Here is a 19,256-nt window from a genome sequence, read left to right as displayed (position 1 = left end):
ACCCCGCGCTGTCAGGTGTCGCGCAGCGCCTTGTCGATCTCGCCCAGCGCGCGGGTCAGCCGTGCGTAGTCGGCGCCGGCCACCGGCGCCACGAAGTACCGCTCGACGACCCGCGCGTGGACGGCGGCAGCCCGGAGGAACACCGCACGGCCGTGATCGGTCGCCTCGACCAGGACGCTTCGGCGGTCTCCGGGAGCAGGCCCGCGCCGCACCAGGGCGGCTCCCTCCATGCGGTCGATCAGGCGGGTGATGCCGCTGCTGGTGAGGGTGAGGTCGTCGGCCAGCCGGCGCTGCGAGATCTCCTCGTCCGGGCGCCGGCACAGCCGGATGAGGACCTCGAACATCGTGTGGCTGACCTCGCACTCCTTACGCAGGGCCATGTCGATCCGCTGTTCCAGGCGGGTGGCGGCCTTGATCAGCAGTCCGAAGTCCTGCACGAGCCTGCTGCCGGCGGCGCGGGCGGCCTCGTCGTTCTCTCGTTCCACGGGGTTCACCCGGCCGACTTTACTGCTTCTTCACCTACTGCCGTCTCAACTACTGAGCAATCAATTGCTGAGCAGTCAACGATTCTCTACGGTGGACCCCCAGCCACCACATCGGCAGAGAGGGAGATCCGTGGACCTGCAGCACTGGCTCGGCCGGGCCAACGACGCGATACAGCAGTGGGCCGACACCTTCGGCCCCTACGAGCAGCACTCGTCCCTCCTCGTCGACGACGACCGCTTCGCCGCCGCCTTCGAGGAGCTCACCGGGAGGCTGAAGGAGAACTACCCCTTCTTCCATCCGCGCTACGCGGGGCAGATGCTCAAGCCCCCGCACCCGGCGGCGATCGTCGGCTACCTCACCACCATGCTGATCAACCCCAACAACCACGCCCTGGACGGCGGCCCGGCCACCGCCCGCATGGAGCGCGAGGCCGTCGCGCACCTGGCCGCGATGTTCGGCTACGACACCCACCTCGGCCACCTCACCACCAGCGGCACGATCGCCAACCTCGAAGCCCTCTTCGTCGCCCGCGAACTCCACCCCGGCCGCGGCATCGCCTACAGCGCCGACGCCCACTACACCCACGGCCGCATGTGCCACGTCCTGGGGATGAAGGGGTATCCGATCCCGACCGACGACCGCGGCCGCATCAGCATCGACGCGCTCGAGGACATCCTGCGGACGGGAGAAGTGGGCACGGTCGTACTCACCGCGGGCACCACCGGCCTCGGAGCCGTCGATCCGATCCACACCGCTCTCGCCCTCCGGGACCGCTACGGGGTCCGGCTGCACGTCGACGCGGCCTACGGCGGGTTCTTCACCCTGCTTGCCGGCGCCGACGGCCCGGAAGGACTTCCCGAGCAGCCCTGGCGGGCGATCGCCCGGTGCGACTCGATCGTCGTCGACCCGCACAAGCACGGACTCCAGCCCTACGGCTGCGGCGCCGTCCTCTTCCGCGACCCCGAGGTGGGCCGCTTCTACCTCCACGACTCGCCGTACACCTACTTCACCTCCAGCGAGCTCCACCTGGGCGAGATCAGCCTGGAATGCTCCCGGGCCGGAGCCTCGGCCGCCGCCCTGTGGCTCACCTTCCAGGTCCTCCCGCCCACCCCCGACGGACTCGGCCGCGTCCTCGGGGCCGGCCGCCGGGCCGCCCTGCGCTGGGCCGGCCTGATCACCGCCTCGGACGCCCTGGAGCTTTATCAGCAGCCCGAGTTGGACATCGTCACCTACTTCCCCTCGGTGGAGCCCGCCACCCTCAGCGGTGTCGACTCGGCCTCGGCCCGCGTCCTGGACGACGGGATGACAGGAACCGACCCCGTGTTCCTGAGCACCCTCAAGGCCGACCGCGACGCCTTCACCGCACGCCACCCGCAGGTCGCCGCCGACGCCGACGGTGCCCGCATCCTGCGCAGCGTCCTGATGAAGCCGGAGTCCGAGGACCACGTGCAGCGCCTGCACGACCGGGTCACGCGTCTCGCCCGGTCATGACCGCAGGACCCGGAAGCGCGGTCAGGGGGTCACACGCGTCAGCGCGAGGAACTCGCCGCGGGAGCGGGCGTCGGAGCGCAGGAGGCCGAGCAGGGTGGAGGTCAGGGTGTCGGAGCCGGTGGCCTGCACACCGCGCAGCGTCATGCAGGAGTGCTCCGCCTCGATGACCACGCCGACACCCTTGGGCTCCAGGTGTGTCTGCAACCAGTCGGCGACCTGCTTGGTCAGACGTTCCTGCACCTGGGGGCGGCAGGCGAAGTACTCGACCACGCGCGCCAGCTTGGACAGACCGAGGATGCGGGCCCCGGGCAGGTAGCCGACGTGCGCGACGCCGACCACGGGCAGCAGATGGTGCTCGCAGACGGTCCGGACCGGGATGCGCCGGGCGAGGACGAGTTCGTCGTAGCCCTCGTCGTTGGGGAAGGTGGTCAGGTCGAAGGGGCGCGGGCTGAAGAGTTCCGCGTACGCGCGGGCCATCCGGCCGGGTGTGCCGCGCAGGCTCTCCGACTCCGTGGAGATGCCGAGGGCGTCGAGGAACCGGCCCGCCGCGGCCTCCGCGGCGGCAAGGTCGATCCCGTCGGTTTCGTGGACCACCCGCAGGGCGGGCCGGGCGGGTGCCGCCGTCTCCTGGTCGAGCAGGTCGCTCCGGAGGGAGGTCTGGGCGGGGAACTCGGTCATGTCAGCCATCTCCGAGAGTCGGGGGGCGGTGTCGGGGGCGGCCGAAGCGCACCACCAGGAGTTTCACCAACGAGTGTTTCCGTTATTCCGCGCGGACGTCAAGTGGTGCAGGACAGAGCGATGAAAAGGCTCTCGCTCCCACGTGGATGGGAGTTACGGTGGTCCTGTGGCTTCCGATCCGCCCGCGCAGGCCGGCCCGGCCGACAGCGCCATCGACTCCGTCAGCGTCCTGAGCGAGGACTCGCGCCGGCGCATGTTCGCCTTCATCCGGCGTGCCCGGCGCGCCGTCACCCGCGACGAGGCCGCCGCCAGCGTCGGCATCTCCCGCAAACTCGCCGCCTTCCACCTCGACAAACTGGTCGACGCGGGCCTGCTGCGCGCCCGCTACGAAACACCGGGCGGCACCCGCAAGGTCGGCAGGCAGCCGAAGGTGTACGAGCCGACCGACGCCCAGATCACCGTGTCCATCCCCGACCGGCGCCACGAACTCCTGGCGGACCTGCTCCTGGACGCGGTTCTCACCGAGCGGGCCGGTGAGAACGCCAGGCAGGCGGCGATGCGCGCCGCGCAGGAGCGCGGCCGGCAGGTGGGTGAGGCCGCGCGACGCGAGACCCGCCCGGGCCGGCTGGGCCCCGAGCGGGGGCTGACGACCTGCGAGCGCCTGCTGGACCAGTACGGTTACGAGCCCGTCCGGGAGACCCCGACCCGGCTCCGGCTGCGCAACTGCCCCTTCCATCCGCTGGCCGCGAAGGCTCCGGAGCTCGTGTGCGGCATGAACCACGCCTTCCTCAGCGGCTACCTCGACGGTCTCGACGTCAACGGCGTCCGCGCGGCGCTGGCGCCGGAACCGGGGGAATGCTGCGTCCGGCTGGGCCCGGGCGAGGGCGAGGCCGCCACGGACGAGACGCCCGGGGGACCGTCTTCCTCCTCGGCGCCGGGGACTGGCTGCTGATCACCTGGGGCTGGGCCATGGCGGTGATGGGGACCGCTCGTCGGCGGTGTGATCGGCGTGCTCGTGTACGACCTGTTCATCGGGGACGTGCTGCACGCCCGCGCGCAGCAGGCCGGTGCTAAATTCCTCTGGGCATCCGCCCGTGACCGGCGCGGATCGCCCGTCGCCCGGGTGAACCGGCCCAGGGCAGGCCCGTATCGGACGGTGGCACGATCCATGACTGACTCCGCGGCCGACGCTCCCCTTCCGCGGATCCTGGGCAACACCGAGTCGCTCGCCGCGACCGCCCCGGGATCGAGCGGCGCCCTGTGGCGACTCGCCGAGCCCGGCCGGCAACTGGACGCCAACCTCATCCGCGTGCCGCCCCGCGGGGCCATCGACACCCACGCCGAACCCGACCTCGACGTCCTCCTGCTCGTGGTCGGCGGCGACGGCACGCTGGGTGCCGCGGACGGCCCGCACCCGGTGGAGCCCGGCAGCCTCGTCTGGTTGCCGCACGGCAGCGTCCGCCACGTGACCGCGGGCGAGAGGGGCCTGACGTACGTGACGGTCCACCGCCGCCGGCCCGGCATGCAGATCCAGGACCGGCCCCGCCCGTAAGCGAGCGGTCGGGTGACCGACGATGCCGTGTTCGCGGCAGGGCGAGCACGAGTATTGACGGTGGGAGTGCGGCACCCCTACGGTCCCATCCGGCACAGCGAACATCGTTCGACATATCGATCGAGTGTGGTGCACGGCTGCTCCCCCTGAGTCGAGAAGGGACGAGGCTCCCCCCAACTCCGCCCGGCAGAGCGGCAGTCCGGCACCCTCGCCTCCTTGGAGACCAAGATGAGCGCACACCCCCACCTCTCCCGCCGCGGGCTCCTCGGCATGATCGCCACCGTTCCCCTCGCCCTGACCCTCGGCAGCGGCACCGCGCACGCCGCCGACTCGGCGTACGCGATGGTCTACTTCACCGAGTCGACCAAGCTTGGCGACGGCACCGACTACGGCCTGCACCTCGCCGTCAGCCCCGACGGGCTCGACTGGACGCCGCTCAACCAGAACAACCCCCTGGTCACCCCCACGTCGGGAGCGCTCGGCCTGCGCGACCCCTTCCTGATGCGCAAGCAGGACGGGACGTTCGTCGTGCTCGCCACCGACCTCAAGGGCACCGACTGGAGCTACAACAGCCAGTACATCCACGTGTGGGACTCGGCCGACCTGCGCACCTTCACCGGCTACCGGCGGCTGAAGCTGCACGACATGGCCACCCACAGCTGGGCCCCCGAGGCGTTCTGGGACGCGGGCCGGCGGCAGTACGCGGTGATCTACTCATCGGTCAACTCCAGCGGCCACAACGTGATCATGGTCAACTACACGACCGACTTCGTGACCGCCTCCGCCCCACAGGTCTTCTTCGACCCCGGCTACGACGTCATCGACGGCGACATGGCCGTCGGCGTGAACGGCTACAACTACCTCTACTTCAAGAAGAACCAGACGCTGGTGGGCGCCAGATCCACCACCCTGAACCCGGGCAGCTTCACCGAGTTCGGCACCGGCGTGGCGCACGGCGGGACCGAGGCGCCGACCGTGGTGAAGTCGCTGACCTCCGGCACCTGGTGGCTGTGGGGCGACACCTACACGCCCAACGGCGTGTTCTACGCCTGGCGGTCCACCGACCTCGCCTCCGGCACCTGGACGGCCCTCGACCAGCGGACGTACACACAGCCGGTCAACTCCAAGCACTGCGGCGTCGCGACGATCACCTCCGCCGAGTACGCCGGCCTGCTCGCGAAGTGGGGCGCGCCGGCCTGGAACCGGCTCAAGTCGTACAACCACCCGTCCCGTTACGTCCGCCACGCCGGCTACCTCGGCCGTATCGACGAGTACCCGATCGAGCCCTACAAGGACTCCCTGTGGACCCTGGTCCCGGGGCTGGCCGACAGCTCCGGGGTCTCCTTCCGGTCCGTCAACCACCCGACCCGCTATCTGCGGCACTACGACTACGGGCTCCGCCTCGACGTCGACGACAGTACGCCGACGTTCGCCGCGGACGCGACCTTCCACCGCACGGCGGGCCTGGCGGACGCGGCCTGGTCCTCCTTCCGCTCGCACAACTACCCCACCCGATACATCCGCCACGCCGACTACGCTCTGCGCATCGACCCGGTCTCCACGACGACCGACCGGCAGGACGCGACCTTCCGCGTCGGCTACTGAGAGCCGGCGTTCGACGGCCACGCGGGGTACCCGGGCTGACCAGCCGTGCGATCCGGTGCGGGTCTCCTCGCGGGACGCGCTCCGGCAGAAGGAGGCAGTCTCATGCGAGGAGCACGGAGCCGGATCCTGGTGACCGGGTCCGCGGACGGGCTCGGGCGGGCCGCGGCGGAGGCGCTGCTGGCCGCCGGGCACGACGTGGTGGTGCACGCCCGTAACCAGGAGCGGGCGGCGGCTCTCGACCCCTTCGCCGCCCGTGGAGCACACGTCGTGGTCGGCGACTTCGTCGAGCGTGACGCCGTGCGGCGGGTCGCCGAGGAGCTGAACGCATCGCCGCCGCTCGACGCCGTCATCCACAATGCCGGGGTGTGGAGCGGACCGGCGGTCATGCCGGTCAATATCGTCGCGCCCTATCTGCTGACCGCCCTGCTGCGCGGGCCGCGCCGGCTGGTGTACCTGAGCAGCAGCTCGCATCTCGGCGGGCACCCGGCCTCGCTGGACGGGGTCGACTGGCGGGGCGGGAGCCCCGGGTCGTACGCCGACAGCAAGCTCTTCGTGACGACCCTGGCGACCGCGGTGGCCCGGCTGCGCCCCGGAGTGCTGAGCAACGCCGTGGACCCCGGCTGGGTGCCGACTCGGATGGGCGGGCCGGGCGCCCCGGACGACCTCGAACTCGGGCACCGGACACAGGAATGGCTGGCGTCGAGCGACGACCCGGAGGCCCTGACCGCCGGCGGGTACTGGTACCACGGCCGGCGGTCGCAGCCGCATCGCGCCGTTCACGACGAGGCGTTCCAGGACCGCCTCGTGCGGGCCCTGGCCGAGGAGACGGGTACCGCCCTCTGAGCGGCCGGGCCCGTCTCAGTCCGCGGAGCCCGTCCGGCCCGGCCCGTCGGGGCCGGCCGGCTCGTAGTCGAACCAGTCGAAGTGGACGGTCCCTGTGGCGGCGTACATGCCGATGACGCGGCCGGTGAAGCCGCCGGCGACCTCGGTGGACAGGTACTTGCCGTCGAGCGCGGCGAGTTCGGTGAAGGCGCCCTGCGGGTCCTCGATGCCGAGGGAGACGGTGTCCGGCCCCTGGCGGGCGTCACTGACCTGCTCGGTGACCGCCGTCTCGATCCTCAGCACCACCGGGCCTGCGGACGTCGCGCGGGACGCCACCTCCGAGCGGAACGGGCCGACGCGGGCCAGGACCCGCACCTCGCCCGACGTCACCTCGACCTCGTAGTGGTGCTCCTCGTCGAGACGGACGGCCAGGCCTCCGCGCCCTTCCGCAGGGTCCACCAGCACCCGCGCACGGCACGACACATGCTGCTGGCGGCGGCCCACGAAGGTGACCTCGGGGTCGTCGAGCGACTCGCCCGCCGCGCGGAGGCTGAGCCAGCCGGCCCGTTCCTTCGTGGTGCACTTCTCGGCGGGCCGGGAGCGCAGCGAGATCCAGGCGGGTGCGAGTTCACCGCTGTCGAAGTCGTCCCGGACCGGCGGGGCCGCGGGCTCCCGCAGCGGCCACGGGGGCGGGGCCAGGACGGGGGAGAGCTCGCCGACGACCGGCCAGCCCTCGGACCAGGTCACCGGCACCAGGAAGGTCTCGCGGCCCAGGACGTGCCAGCCGGGCGTGCCGCCGTGCGGCCGGACGCCGAGCAGGACCATCCACCACGAGCCGTCCGGTCCCTCCACCAGGTCGGCGTGGCCGGTGTTCTGGATGGGGTGGTCGGTGCCCCTGTGGGTCAGGATCGGGTTGGCCGGGCAGGGCTCGAAGGGGCCCTGGGGTGAGCGGCCGCGGGCGATCGAGACGCCGTGGCACCGCTCGGTGCCGCCCTCGGCGATGAGCAGGTACCAGTAGTCGCCGATGTGGTAGAGGTGCGGTGCTTCGGGCGCCTTGGCGCCGGGCGCTCCGGACCAGAGGGGCTGCCGTTCACCGAACGTCTCCCCCGTGTGGGGATCGAGGCGGATCTGCCCGACTCCGGCGGTGGTGCACCAGCAGGTGCCGTCGTCGTCCCAGGCGAGGTCGGGGTCGATGCCGTGCACGCCGGGCAGCGGGATCGGGTCGGACCAGGGTCCGGCCGGGTCGGTGGTCGTGAAGAGCAGGTTCCCGTCGCCGCTCACGTTCGTGACGATCAGCCAGAAGCGCCCGTCGTGGTGGCGCAGGGTCGGGGCGTAGATGCCGCCGGAGGCGCGCGTGTCGGGCGGCAGGCGCAGCTGGCCCGGCCGGTCGAGCGCGTTGCCTGTCTGGGTCCAGTGCACCAGGTCCCGGCTGTGGAATATCGGTACGCCGGGGAAGTACTCGAAGCTGGAGCATGCGAGGTAGTAGTCCTCGCCGACCCGGCAGATGCTCGGATCCGGATGGAAGCCGGGGATCACGGGGTTGGTGACGGAGGAGCTGGTGCGGAGCATGCTCGACACCCTCATCGGGTCCTTTCGCCGATAACTGGTCTTCCACAAAGGGCCGTGCGTCAACGCAGTCGGCGCGTCACGCGGTACGGGCGAGACGGCAACCTGTAGGAGGCTACGCCGTCCGCGAGAGCGGGGCACCGGCGTCCGGCCGGGAGCTCACATGGGAGGAGCCAGGCGGGGCACCCGTGTCTCCGTTGACCTGCGGATGCGAGCCGAACGGGGAGTCGAGTGATGAGCGCCGAAGACGGGGACAAGCTGCTGGACGGGCTGACCGTGGACAGCAGCAGAAGAGAACAGCCGATCGTCCTGGACGGGGACGGACGCCCCATCCGGACGTGGCGGGAGAACTACCCCTACGACCGCAAGGTGAGCCGCAAGGAGTACGAGCGGACCAAGCGCATCCTGCAGATAGAGCTGCTCAAGCTGCAGCGGTGGGTCAAGGACACCGGTGCCCGCGTGGTCGTCGTGTTCGAGGGGCGTGACGCGGCGGGCAAGGGCGGCACGATCCAGCGGCTCATCGAGCGGCTCAACCCGCGCGGCGCCCGCGTGGTCGCCCTGGACAAGCCCACCGAGCGCGAGCAGGGCCAGTGGTACTTCCAGCGGTACATCGCGCATCTGCCGACGGCCGGGGAGATCGTCTTCTTCGACCGCTCCTGGTACAACCGGGCCGGCGTGGAACGGGTGATGGGCTACTGCTCCAAGGACGAGTACGAGCTGTTCCTCGACCAGTGCCCGGACTTCGAGCGGATGCTGGTGGACGACGGCATCCTGCTGATGAAGTTCTGGTTCTCGGTGTCGCGCTCCGAGCAGCGCACGCGCTTCGCGATCCGGCAGGTCGACCCGGTGCGCCAGTGGAAGCTCTCCCCCACCGACCTGGCCTCCCTGGACCTCTGGGACGAGTACACCGAGGCGAAGGTGGACATGTTCCGGGCCACCGACACCGCCCACGCCCCCTGGACCGTCGTCAAGAGCAACGACAAGCGGCGCGCCCGGCTGGAGACCATGCGCAGTCTGCTGTCGCGCGTGGACTACGCCAGCAAGGACCGGCAAGCGGTCGGCACGCCCGATCCCCTCATCGTCGGCGCCGCCGACACCCTGCTGGAACCGGGCGAGGAGGACTCCGCGCTGTCACCCACTCCGTTGTCCCCCGGCGTCCACGGGCCCGGTACACACCCCGAGAACGACTGACGCCCCCGGGCCCCCTCGCGCAGGTGCGAGGGGGCCCGGGTCCGCGCTATTGCCGGGCCGCCTCGCGCGTTTGCGTGCGGTGGTCGTAGTACGCCCAGACGCTCACCGCGGCAACGGCGGTGAGCGCGGCCGCCAGGACCCGTACGACGCCGCCGGTCAGGTAGGCGACGAGGCCGGTGAGCCCCGCTCCGGACAGCATGATCAGGCGGCTGACGAAGCGGTTCTCGGGCGGCTGGGGGTCCTCCCGGTCCTTGAGGTCGTGCAGGGCGTCATGGGCCGGATGCGCGGAACCGCGCCGGGCGCGGGCGCGGTACGCCAGTCCGTAGCTGATCAGGGCGTACAGCGCGACCGCGCCCAGGACCCAGAGCCAGAGGTAGGGGTCGTCACTCGACCCTCGTGCCAGGTACACGACGCTTCTCCTTCAGGAGCGGGCCGTACCGGCACCGGGGTCGGGGTCGGGGTCGGGGTCGGGGTCGGGGTCGGCGGGACGGAAGCATGCCGTCACCGTCTTGCCGTGCCGCTGGCACCTGATCCCCCACTCGTCGGCGAGCTTGCTCACGATCGCCACTCCGCGGCCGGAGACCTCGCCCGGCTGCGGTTCGCGCTGGCGCGGCAGCGTCGGGTCCTCGTCGTGGACGCTGACATGGAGGCAGTCGCCGTCCCAGGTGAGGACCAGGTGCGCATCGCTGTGCGCGTGGATGTGCGCATTGGTGATCAGCTCCGACACCGCCAGCACGATGGCGTCCACCGTGTCCGGCTCGGCAGCGGCCCAGGGCAGGGAATCGAGACGCCTGCGTGTCCACTCCCGCCCTGCGCGTACACCTTCGGCCATCCGGAACGAGTGCGCCCAGCCCATCGCCTTCACCGCCACTGTCCCCGGTCCCCTCTCCTGCGTCCGCACACCGGCTCGTGAAGGGACCGTGTACCCGGCGCCCGTCTGGTCAGGCCTGACCGAGCCCCGCAGTGGGGGCTCGGTCAGAGGGTGAGCATGGCCTTGATGGCGCGGCGCTCGTCCATGGCCCGGTAGGCCTCGGGGGCCTCGTCGAGCGGGACGACGAGGTCGAAGACCTTGCCGGGGTTGATCTTCCGCTGCCAGATCAGGTCGATCAGCTCGGGCAGGAACCGGCGCACCGGGGCGGGGCCGCCGTGCAGGTGGACCTGGGAGAAGAAGAGCTCCTCGCCGCTGAGGGTGACGTCGTGGTTGACGCCCACGAAACCGACGTGCCCGCCGGGCCGGGCCGACCGGATCGCCTGCTGCATGGACTCCTGGGTGCCGACCGCTTCGACGACGGAGTGGGCGCCGAGGCCGCCCGTCAGCTCCTTGAGCTTCGCCACGCCCTCGTCGCCGCGCTCGCTGACGATGTCGGTGGCACCGAACTCCAGGGCGAGGCGCCGGCGCGGCTCGTGGCGGCTCATCGCGATGATCCGCTCCGCGCCGAGCTGCCGCGCGGCCAGGACCGCGAGCAGGCCGACCGCGCCGTCGCCGACGACCGCGACGGTCCTGCCCGGGCCGGCCTCGGCGGCGACCGCGCCGAACCATCCGGTGCCCAGTACGTCCGAGGCGGCGAGCAGGTCGGGGACCAGGTCGGCGTCGGGCGTGCCGGGCAGGGGGACGAGGGTGCCGTCGGCGTGCGGGATCAGGGCTCGTTCGGACTGGGTGCCGACCTGGGCCATGAACACGCGGTGCACACACGAGGAGGGGTAGCCGGAGCGGCAGATCTCGCAGGTGCCGCAGGAGGCGACGAAGGAGCCGACGACGTACTGGCCGGGCTGCACGTTCGTGACGTCACTGCCGACCTCCTCGACGACGCCGACGTACTCGTGCCCCATCGGCATGGGGCCGTCGAGGGACTCGACGCCGCGGTAGGGCCACAGGTCCGAGCCGCAGACACAGGCGGCCGTCAGCCGGATGACGGCGTCCGTCGGTGCGATGATCTTCGGGTCGGCGATCTCCTCCACTCGGATGTCGCCGGGGGCATGCAGAACAGCAGCGCGCATGGGTACCACTCCTTGGGTTGTGAGCCGGACCTGGCTCGTGACGTGGGGTTTCAGGCGTGTTCGGGTGCTGAACGGTGGACGACCGCACCGGTGGATGCCGAGGACCGGCGTCGCTGGACGACCGCGAGGGCGACCGTGGGGATCAGCGTGAGCGCGGCGATGGCGGTGCCGACGGCGGCCGGTCCCGTGGCCCCCAGCGGGCAGTCGAGCGCGAGGCCCGCGATCCAGGAGCCGGCTGCGGTGCCCAGGTTGAACGCCGACACGGTCAGCGCCGACCCCAGGGTGGGTGCCCGGCCGGCGAAACGGACGCCCAGGGAGATCAGCACCGGGTTGGCGCCGAGCCCGAACAGCCCCAGCAGGGCGACGAGCGCGATCGTGGGCACCGGGTAGGCGGACAGCAGGCAGATCGCCAGCAGCAGGACCGTGGTCACCGCGGCGGCGGCGATCGTAGTCGTGTACGGGCGGCGGTCGCCCAGCCGGCCGCCCACCAGGAAGCCGGCCAGGGCGCCGGCGCCAAATCCGACCAGCACCAGGGGCACGAGCGCGGCGGACAGCTGGGCCCGGCCGGTCAGCAGCGGCGAGATGTACGTGTACGTCGACAGCACACCGCCGGTCGTGGTCGCGCAGGCCGCCAGGGCCAGCCACAGGCGGCCCGAGCGCAGCGCGGACAGCTCGGAGCGCACCGAGATCGCCCCGTGGCCGCCGGTGTCGCGCGGAACGTGGCGGGCGATGAGCACCGTGGCGGCCGCTCCGAGGGCGGCCAGGGCCCAGAAGGGCCCCCGCCAGCCCATGAGCTGTCCGGCGAAGGCGCCGAGCGGTACACCGACGACGTTGGCGAGCATCGCGCCGGCGCCCACCACGCCCAGGGCGCGTGAGCTCGCGGCGGGACCGGCGGCGTGGGCGGCCACCACGTTGGCCACCGCCCAGAAAGCCCCGGTCGCCAGCGCCGTCAGGAACCTGGCCGCCAGCAGGACACCAAAGCCGGAGCCGAGTGCGACGACCACGTGCCCGGCCGCGAAGACGCCCAGGGCCAGGATCAGCGTCAGCCGCCTGGGCAGCCGCAGCGTCAGCATGGTCATCAGCGGTGCGCCGACGATCATCCCGACCGCGAAGACCGTGATCAGCAGCCCGGCCCGGGCCACGCCGATCCCGACGTCCCCGGCGATCTCGGGCAGCAGTCCCGCCACGACGAACTCGGTCGTGCCCATCAGGAAGGTGCCGAGAGCAAGGACGTACACGACGAGCGGGAGCCGGGTGGGCGGATGCTCGCGGTGGCCGGTGTGCGCCTCGGCGGGGGCGTGGAGGGTTCCTCCTCGCGTGGTCATGCGTCGTCTCCGAAGGATCGAGATCGTCGTGCGTGTCCCACGAAACCGCTCTTCCCGCCTGTGCGGGAGGCCGCGTTTATGGGGGGTACAAGCTCACCCCCCCTCGCCCCGGTTCCCGGGCTTAGCGTGGGGGACATGGACCACCGCTCCGACAACCGCGCCGACATCCGTGACTTCCTCGCCCGCCGGCGCGCCCAGCTCACCCCGGAGCAGGTCGGGCTGCCCCCCGGCGGCCGGCGCCGGGTCCCCGGGCTGCGCCGGGAGGAGGTCGCGGTCCTCGCCGGTGTGAGCACCGAGTGGTACACGCGGCTGGAGCGGGGGCACATCGGCGGTGTCTCCGAGGAGGTCCTCGACGCGGTCGCCCGCACGCTGCAACTGAACGAGGACGAACGCACCTACCTGTTCGACCTGGCCAGGGCGGCCCAGCCCGGTCCGGTGACCCGGCGCCGCCGCAAGCCCACCGAGATCCCGCAGCACGTCCAGTGGCTGCTCGACTCGGTGACCCTGTCCGCTGCGTTCGTCACCAACGGCCGGCTGGACATGGTGGCCACCAACGCCCTCGCCCGCGCCCTGTTCGCCCCCCTGTTCGACAGCGGGGTCACGGTCGAGCGCGGCCGGCCCAACTTCGCCCGGTACTTCTTCCTCGAACCCGGCTCGCACGACTTCCTCGACGACTGGGACACCGGCGCCAAGATCACCGTCGCGCTGCTGCGCGCCGAGGCGGGCCGCTACCCCCACGACAGGGCGCTGCGCGAACTCGTGGGCGAACTGTCCACGGTCAGCGGCGAGTTCCGCACCCGGTGGGCCGCCCACAACGTGCGGATCCACCACGGCGGGGTCAAACGCTTCCACCACCCCGAGGCGGGCTTCCTGGAACTGACCTACCAGCCCCTGGACCTGCCCGTGTCCGCCCACGAGGCCCACGCCCTTACCCTCTACACGGCCGAACCCGGCAGCGCGCACGAGGAGCGGCTGAAGCTCCTCGCCAGTTGGGCGGCGACCGGACTGGAGGCGGCGAATCCAGCCGGTGACGGGGAACGCTGAACGGCGCCCCGCACCCGGCGTGGCGAGCAGGACCCGCCCCGATGCGGATGGTGGGCGGGCCCTGCTCGTGCGCACCATTGTCGGGACCGCGCGGCGGCCGGACCACGCGTGCGTTCTCCCGATGCGCGCGCGGCGCGCACACCCCGCGCGCATGGCGCACATCCCGTGCACCCGTCACCACTCCAGGGCGCCGACGGGTGCGGGATCGCGCCGCCGGGTGCCCCAGCGCGCCGGCCGGTCGGCACACGCCGCCGCCTTCGAGTCACATGGCACGGGCCGGCACGGGTAGGCGGTGCGCATGACCGACGGCGCACGCCGCGGCCGACCCGGGAGGTGAAGGCTCGTGGACACGTACCTCACCGGCGACCCCGACCGGGTGCGACCCCGGGTAGCACCCGTCGGCCTGCGGCGACGATACTGGCAGACGCACGTACCCCCGTTCATAGATGGACCCATGCAGACCTCCCTCACCGTCCGTCCCATGACTCCCGCCACGGTGTGGCCGGCGCGCGGCCGCCACGCCCCGGGTGACGCGGAAGACGTTCTCCGGCGCTCGCTGCAGCAGCGCAAGGACAGTCAGGCCATCGACGACTTCATGGAGTTGCCCGAAGACGAGACCGGGCCGGCGGAACGGGTCTTCGAGGCCCGCTGGCGGGTCGGCGACGACGTGACCGTGCGCGCCCGGCTGAGCCTGAAACCCGGCGTGGGCGAAGGGGCCGGGCAGGAGTGGCTGCTGGTCGCCGAGGCCGAGCAGCCGTGGGACCACGCGTGGCCCTCCCCCACCGGCCTGTTCTGGCCGCAGGAGCCGGACACCGCCTGGGACGAGGACGCCGGCACGCGACTGATCCCGGCTGAGATCAACCCGCTGCCGAAGGACGACAAGGAGATCCGCCGCCTGCTGAGGAACACGGTGCGTGGCGGATGGCACATCCACGTGGTCGTCCACGAGGCGATGAGCACTGACGACCGGGGGCGCACGCCGCTGGCGCGGTGGCTGCCGCCGGGCCTGCGGCACCGTGTGGTGGAGCACCACGCGGCCCCGCAGCAGCTGCGCGGCCTGAACTGGGCCCTGCGGGACTCCGGCGTGCAGGTGCCGCGCGGCGGAGCGGTGGTGCTGCCGGGCGTCCCCGCGCCGGACGGCTACGACGCCCAGGACTTCTCCGTGCGCGCGGTGTTCCTCGACGGTTCGGAGCCGGCCGACCTCGTCGACGCGGTGACGCGCTTCGCCGCCCTCCCGAGGCCGCTGCCCGACGGCGCCGAGGACGCCCTCACCGCGCTGCGCGAGGACTGGCACCTGCTGACGCTCCAGGAGGAGCTGGAGCGCCAGCGCGGTCTGGTGGCCATGTACGCCGAGGCGCTGGAGGCCATGACGAAGTCCCGTGACCTGTACCGGGAGGCGGCCGAGAGCGCCCACGAGGCCCTGGCCGCCTACCAGGCATCCGCTGAGGCGGCCCCCGCCAGACCCCAGCCGTCCGATCCCCCGGCCGCGTCCCCGCTCCAGCAGCTCACACGGACGTTCGAACGCTTCAAGGTCAAGCGTCCCGCGACCGCACCCGCCGACGAGGGGACCGCCGACCGGCGCGTGACGTCGGAGCAGTAGGGGCCCGGGCTCGTGGGGCGCAGGTGTCAGTCGTGCCCTCCTGGATACGCGGTCCGTACGGCACCACGGCCCGCCCGGGAAGGTCCTCCACGACATGGGCAACCTCCAGCACCACTCGCGGACCACGCTCCGCGTCAACGGCAAACCCCACACCCTCACCGTCGACCACCGCCGGGTCCTGCTGGACCTCCTGCGGGAGGATCTCGGCCTCACGGGCGCCAAGAAGGGCTGTGACCACGGCCAGTGCGGAGCCTGCACGGTCCTGGTCGACGGGCGGCGCGTCAACAGCTGTCTGCTGTTCGCGGTCGCCCTCGACGGCTGCGAGGTGACCACCGTCGAGGGCCTCTTCGGAGACGGGGAGGAACCGCATCCTCTGCAGCGGGCCTTCCTGGAGCGCGACGCCTTCCAGTGCGGCTACTGCACTCCGGGCCAGATCTGCTCCGCCGCCGGTGTGCTCGCCGAGGCGGCGGCCGGCCACCCTTCGCACGTCACCGACCCGGTGGCGCCCTCGGGCGAGCCGGTGCCGCTGGACCGGGAGGAGATCCGGGAACGGCTGAGCGGCAACCTGTGCCGGTGCGGCGCGTATCCGCGGATCGCCGAGGCCGTGGAGGACGTGATCCCGTGAAGGAGTTCGCCTACGTCCGCGCCGGCAGCGTCGAGGAGGCGACCTCCGCGTACGCCTCCCACACCGGTGCGCGTTACCTCGCGGGCGGCACGAACCTCGTCGACCTGATGAAGCTCGGCGTCGAGGCCCCCGCCGCCCTGATCGACGTCACCCGGCTGCCCCTGGACACGGTCGAGGAACTGCCCGGGGGTGCGCTGCGCGTCGGGGCGATGGTCCGCAACAGCGACCTCGCCGCCCACCCGCTGGTCCGCGACCGGTACCCGGCGCTGTCGCAGGCAGTGTTCGCCGGTGCCTCCGGGCAGCTGCGCAACGCGGCGACGACCGGCGGAAACCTGCTCCAGCGCACCCGGTGCCCGTACTTCCAGGACCTGTCGAAGCCGTGCAACAAACGCGAGCCGGGCAGCGGCTGCGGAGCACGGGACGGCGTCCACCGCGACCACGCGGTGCTCGGGCACTCCGCGCACTGCATCGCCACCCATCCCTCCGACATGGCCGTGGCACTCACCGCCCTCGACGGGCGTGTCGAACTGGCCGGACCGGAGGGGGCCCGGAGTGTCGCGGCGGCGGACTTCCACCGGCTGCCCGGGGACCGCCCCGAGCAGGACACCGAGATCCGTCCCGGCGAACTGGTCACCGGCGTGGTCCTCCCGGCTGCCACGGCCGGGCTGCCGTCGGCGTACCGCAAGGCCCGCGACCGGGCCTCCTACGCCTTCGCACTCGCGTCCGTCGCGGTCGTGCTGCGCCTGGAGGACGGTGTGGTCGGGCACGCCGGGGTCGCCTTCGGTGCGCTGGCGCACCGGCCCTGGCGCGCACGGCGGGCGGAGGAGGCACTGCTGGGCGCGGCTCCCACCCGGGCCGCGTTCGAGCACGCCGCCGATCTCGAACTGGACGCCGCGCAACCGCTGCGGGACAACGCCTACAAGGTGCCGCTCGCCCGCAATCTCGCCGTGGACGTGCTGTCCCGGCTCACGGACACCGCACTCACCGGGAGGGCCTCATGACCGGCAGCGTGGGCGCCCCCGCCGAGCGCCGGGAGGGACGGGAGAAGGTCAGCGGCACCGCCCGCTACGCCGCCGAGTTCCACTCCCCCGGCCGGGCCCAGGCCTGGCCCGTGCCGTCGCGTGTGGCCCGGGGCCGGGTGACCGGCGTCGACACGGCGGCCGCCCTGGCCGTGCCCGGCGTGATCGCCGTCCTCACCCACGAGAACGCGCCGCGGCTCGCGGAACCGGACGATCCCACGCTCGCCCTGCTGCAGAACGCGCGGGTTCCGCACCGCGGCTGGTTCGTCGCCCTGGTGGTGGCCGAGACCCTGGAGGCGGCCCGCGCCGGTGCCGCCGCCGTACGCGTGACCTACGACGCCGAAGAGCACGACGTGACCCTCACGGCCTCACACCCGGGTGTGTACGTCCCCGAGGAGGCCAACGGCGGTCATCCGGCCGTGCGTGAACAGGGCGATCCCGACGGGGCGTTCGGCTCCTCGGCCGCCCGGGTGGACGTCGCGTACCGGGTTCCGCCGCTGCACAACCACCCCATGGAACCGCACACCAGCACCGCCCGGTGGGAGGACGGCACGCTCACCGTGCACACCTCCAGCCAGGGCACCGGTGCCGTGCGGGCCGTGCTCGCCGGCCTGTTCGGCCTGTCCAGGGATCGGATCGTCGTCACCGCCGAGCACGTCGGCGGCGGCTTCGGGTCCAAGGGCACGCCGCGCCCGGACGTGGTGCTCGCCGCCATGGCGGCACGCGAGACGGGGCGGCCGGTGACGGTGGCCCTGCCCCGCCGCTTTCTCCCCGCCGTCGTCGGGCACCGCGCGCCGACCCTGCACCGGCTGCGGCTCGGGGCGGAAACGGACGGCCGTCTCGTGTCCCTCGTGCACGAGGTCACCACGCACACCTCCCGCATCAAGGAGTTCGTGGAGCAGGCCGCGGTGCCCGCACGGGTGATGTACGCCGCACCCCACACCCGTACGGTCCACCGGGTTGCGGCACTGGACGTGCCGTCCCCGTCGTGGATGAGGGCGCCGGGCGAGGCGCCGGGCATGTACGCCCTGGAGTCCGCCATGGACGAACTCGCCACCGAACTCGGCATCGACCCGGTCGAATTGCGCGTCCGCAACGAACCCGACGTCGAGCCCGACAGCGGCAGGCCGTTCAGCAGCAGGCATCTGGTCGAGTGTCTGCGCGAGGGCGCCCGGCGCTTCGGCTGGACCGGGCGCGATCCCCGCCCGGGCGTCCGCCGGGACGGCCCCCTGCTGCTGGGGACGGGTGTGGCGGCGGCGACGTATCCCGTCATGGTGGGGCCGTCCACGGCGACGGCGCGCGCACTGCCCGGCGGTTCGTTCCTGGTGCGGATCAACGCCACCGACATCGGGACGGGCGCCCGGACCGTGCTCGCGCAGGTCGGCGCCGACGCCCTCGGGGTGCCGCTGGAGCGGATACGGATCGAGGTCGGCAGCACGGAACTGCCGTCGGCGCCGCTGGCCGGCGGTTCGTCCGGGACCGCCTCCTGGGGCTGGGCGGTGCACGACGCCTGCGCCGGACTGGCCCGGCGGCTGGCCGGGCACGTGGGGACGCTGCCCGGGCAGGGCCTCGAATTCCGCGCCGACACGACGGGAGCGGCGGACGCCGAGAGCGACTTCGCGCGGCACGCCTTCGGGGCGCACTTCGCCGAGGTCGCCGTGGACACGGTCACCGGCGAGGTCCGTGTCGGCCGGCTCCTCGGGGTCTATGCGGCGGGCCGCATCCTCAACGCCCGTACGGCGCGCTCGCAGTTCGTTGGCGGCATGACGATGGGCCTGGGCATGGCGCTGACCGAGGGCAGCACCATGGACGCCGCGTTCGGCGACTTCACCGAGTCGGATCTGGCGTCGTACCACGTGCCCGTGCACGCCGACGTCGCCGGGATCGAGGCGCACTGGCTGGACGAGGAGGACTCCCGTCTCAATCCCATGGGCAGCAAGGGGATCGGGGAGATCGGCATCGTCGGGACGGCCGCGGCGATCGGCAACGCGGTGCACCACGCCACGGGCGTCCGCCTGCGTGAACTCCCGCTCACCCCGGACCGGGTGCTGACCGGGCTGCTCGGCCGCCGGACCTGACAAGGGCCGTCGGCCGGAGCCCGGCCGAGCCTCACTCGGGGCGCAGCGCCGGCAGCAGTGCGAGCACCGTGCACAGCACCGACAGGCCGAGGGCGAACGCGTGCAGCCGCAGGGACGCGTCGCCGCGCTGCAGCGGGAAGTCGTCGAGGTTGCGGTGGATCTCGCGGCCCGTGTCC

The 19,256-nt window shown here is 72.5% G+C and carries 18 protein-coding genes; 11 read left to right on the top strand and 7 right to left on the bottom strand.

Translation table 11 applies throughout. From position 1 onward, the window contains the following. Positions 1-11: 11 nt before the first annotated feature. Entirely contained in the window at positions 12-485 is a 474-nt protein-coding gene (locus HNR57_RS25330) for a MarR family winged helix-turn-helix transcriptional regulator (RefSeq protein ID WP_313674697.1), read from the bottom strand. A gap of 130 nt (positions 486-615) precedes the next feature. Between HNR57_RS25330 and HNR57_RS25325 the strand changes: the two genes are divergently transcribed. Next, a complete protein-coding gene (locus tag HNR57_RS25325) occupies positions 616-1,977 on the top strand; it encodes a pyridoxal phosphate-dependent decarboxylase family protein (protein WP_184563191.1) in 1,362 nt (453 codons plus the stop codon). Between the two features lie 21 nt (positions 1,978-1,998). Here HNR57_RS25325 and folE read toward each other — a convergent pair whose 3' ends face one another. Further along, positions 1,999-2,655, bottom strand: a complete 657-nt coding sequence (folE, locus tag HNR57_RS25320; RefSeq protein WP_184563189.1) for a GTP cyclohydrolase I — start codon at positions 2,653-2,655, stop codon at positions 1,999-2,001. A 166-nt stretch (positions 2,656-2,821) separates the two neighbouring features. Here folE and HNR57_RS25315 point away from each other — a divergent pair, with 166 nt between their 5' ends. The 4 genes from HNR57_RS25315 to HNR57_RS25300 all read left to right on the top strand — a co-directional run bounded on the left by HNR57_RS25315 (position 2,822) and on the right by HNR57_RS25300 (position 6,655). Then, entirely contained in the window at positions 2,822-3,607 is a 786-nt protein-coding gene (locus tag HNR57_RS25315; protein ID WP_313674695.1) for a helix-turn-helix transcriptional regulator, read from the top strand. 216 nt (positions 3,608-3,823) lie between these two features. After that, complete coding sequence (locus HNR57_RS25310; RefSeq protein ID WP_184563187.1) at positions 3,824-4,207, top strand: cupin domain-containing protein; 384 nt, start codon at positions 3,824-3,826, stop codon at positions 4,205-4,207. A gap of 228 nt (positions 4,208-4,435) precedes the next feature. Then, positions 4,436-5,812, top strand: a complete 1,377-nt coding sequence (locus HNR57_RS25305; protein WP_184563185.1) for a glycoside hydrolase family 43 protein — start codon at positions 4,436-4,438, stop codon at positions 5,810-5,812. Between the two features lie 102 nt (positions 5,813-5,914). Further along, positions 5,915-6,655 (top strand): SDR family NAD(P)-dependent oxidoreductase, encoded by a 741-nt coding sequence (locus tag HNR57_RS25300; RefSeq protein WP_184563183.1) that lies wholly within the window; start codon positions 5,915-5,917, stop codon positions 6,653-6,655. A 15-nt stretch (positions 6,656-6,670) separates the two neighbouring features. Here the strand turns inward: HNR57_RS25300 and HNR57_RS25295 are convergent, their stop codons facing one another. Then, complete coding sequence (locus HNR57_RS25295) at positions 6,671-8,203, bottom strand: glycoside hydrolase family 43 protein (RefSeq protein WP_246554927.1); 1,533 nt, start codon at positions 8,201-8,203, stop codon at positions 6,671-6,673. Positions 8,204-8,434: 231 nt separating this feature from the next. On the opposite strand from HNR57_RS25295, the gene ppk2 reads away from it, so the two are divergent. Further along, the gene (ppk2, locus tag HNR57_RS25290) at positions 8,435-9,391 is read left to right on the top strand and encodes a polyphosphate kinase 2 (protein ID WP_184563179.1); all 957 of its coding nucleotides are present in this window, start codon (positions 8,435-8,437) and stop codon (positions 9,389-9,391) included. 46 nt (positions 9,392-9,437) lie between these two features. Here the strand turns inward: ppk2 and HNR57_RS25285 are convergent, their stop codons facing one another. From HNR57_RS25285 to HNR57_RS25270, 4 genes are all read right to left on the bottom strand, one after another. Beyond that, complete coding sequence (locus HNR57_RS25285; RefSeq protein WP_184563177.1) at positions 9,438-9,800, bottom strand: hypothetical protein; 363 nt, start codon at positions 9,798-9,800, stop codon at positions 9,438-9,440. Between the two features lie 12 nt (positions 9,801-9,812). Beyond that, positions 9,813-10,262, bottom strand: coding sequence for an ATP-binding protein (locus HNR57_RS25280; protein WP_184563175.1), 450 nt, complete (start codon positions 10,260-10,262; stop codon positions 9,813-9,815). Positions 10,263-10,366: 104 nt separating this feature from the next. Beyond that, entirely contained in the window at positions 10,367-11,389 is a 1,023-nt protein-coding gene (locus tag HNR57_RS25275) for a zinc-dependent alcohol dehydrogenase family protein (RefSeq protein WP_184563173.1), read from the bottom strand. 50 nt (positions 11,390-11,439) lie between these two features. Continuing rightward, on the bottom strand, positions 11,440-12,714 hold the full coding sequence (locus tag HNR57_RS25270) for an MFS transporter (RefSeq protein WP_184563171.1): 1,275 nt from the start codon (positions 12,712-12,714) through the stop codon (positions 11,440-11,442). A gap of 135 nt (positions 12,715-12,849) precedes the next feature. Here HNR57_RS25270 and HNR57_RS25265 point away from each other — a divergent pair, with 135 nt between their 5' ends. The 5 genes from HNR57_RS25265 (at position 12,850) to HNR57_RS25245 (ending at position 19,080) form a co-directional block, all read left to right on the top strand. After that, a complete protein-coding gene (locus HNR57_RS25265) occupies positions 12,850-13,758 on the top strand; it encodes a helix-turn-helix transcriptional regulator (RefSeq protein ID WP_184563169.1) in 909 nt (302 codons plus the stop codon). A gap of 454 nt (positions 13,759-14,212) precedes the next feature. After that, a complete protein-coding gene (locus tag HNR57_RS25260) occupies positions 14,213-15,358 on the top strand; it encodes a hypothetical protein (RefSeq protein WP_184563167.1) in 1,146 nt (381 codons plus the stop codon). Positions 15,359-15,452: 94 nt separating this feature from the next. Beyond that, entirely contained in the window at positions 15,453-15,983 is a 531-nt protein-coding gene (locus HNR57_RS25255; protein ID WP_184563165.1) for a (2Fe-2S)-binding protein, read from the top strand. Then, positions 15,980-16,984, top strand: coding sequence for an FAD binding domain-containing protein (locus tag HNR57_RS25250; RefSeq protein ID WP_184563164.1), 1,005 nt, complete (start codon positions 15,980-15,982; stop codon positions 16,982-16,984). The genes HNR57_RS25255 and HNR57_RS25250 overlap by 4 nt, the downstream gene beginning before the upstream one ends. Then, positions 16,981-19,080: a xanthine dehydrogenase family protein molybdopterin-binding subunit gene (locus HNR57_RS25245; protein ID WP_184563162.1), complete on the top strand. Its 2,100-nt coding sequence runs from the start codon at positions 16,981-16,983 to the stop codon at positions 19,078-19,080. The genes HNR57_RS25250 and HNR57_RS25245 overlap by 4 nt, the downstream gene beginning before the upstream one ends. Positions 19,081-19,256 lie beyond the last annotated feature (176 nt).

The organism is Streptomyces paradoxus, from assembly GCF_014202475.1.
In the GTDB taxonomy this organism is placed as follows: domain Bacteria; phylum Actinomycetota; class Actinomycetes; order Streptomycetales; family Streptomycetaceae; genus Streptomyces; species Streptomyces paradoxus.
The sequence above is the reverse complement of the archived record's forward strand: the minus strand, read 5'-3'. Positions and strand labels throughout refer to the sequence as shown.

Bases quoted from the DNA above. Each gene is read 5' to 3' on its own strand.
- folE (WP_184563189.1), bottom strand. From the start codon at position 2,655: ATGACCGAGTTCCCCGCCCAGACCTCCCTCCGGAGCGACCTGCTCGAC.
- HNR57_RS25255 (WP_184563165.1), top strand. From the start codon at position 15,453: ATGGGCAACCTCCAGCACCACTCGCGGACCACGCTCCGCGTCAACGGC.
- HNR57_RS25260 (WP_184563167.1), top strand. From the start codon at position 14,213: ATGCAGACCTCCCTCACCGTCCGTCCCATGACTCCCGCCACGGTGTGG.
- HNR57_RS25295 (WP_246554927.1), bottom strand. From the start codon at position 8,203: ATGCTCCGCACCAGCTCCTCCGTCACCAACCCCGTGATCCCCGGCTTC.
- HNR57_RS25310 (WP_184563187.1), top strand. From the start codon at position 3,824: ATGACTGACTCCGCGGCCGACGCTCCCCTTCCGCGGATCCTGGGCAAC.
- ppk2 (WP_184563179.1), top strand. From the start codon at position 8,435: ATGAGCGCCGAAGACGGGGACAAGCTGCTGGACGGGCTGACCGTGGAC.
- HNR57_RS25300 (WP_184563183.1), top strand. From the start codon at position 5,915: ATGCGAGGAGCACGGAGCCGGATCCTGGTGACCGGGTCCGCGGACGGG.
- HNR57_RS25270 (WP_184563171.1), bottom strand. From the start codon at position 12,714: ATGACCACGCGAGGAGGAACCCTCCACGCCCCCGCCGAGGCGCACACC.
- HNR57_RS25305 (WP_184563185.1), top strand. From the start codon at position 4,436: ATGAGCGCACACCCCCACCTCTCCCGCCGCGGGCTCCTCGGCATGATC.
- HNR57_RS25265 (WP_184563169.1), top strand. From the start codon at position 12,850: ATGGACCACCGCTCCGACAACCGCGCCGACATCCGTGACTTCCTCGCC.
- HNR57_RS25245 (WP_184563162.1), top strand. From the start codon at position 16,981: ATGACCGGCAGCGTGGGCGCCCCCGCCGAGCGCCGGGAGGGACGGGAG.
- HNR57_RS25275 (WP_184563173.1), bottom strand. From the start codon at position 11,389: ATGCGCGCTGCTGTTCTGCATGCCCCCGGCGACATCCGAGTGGAGGAG.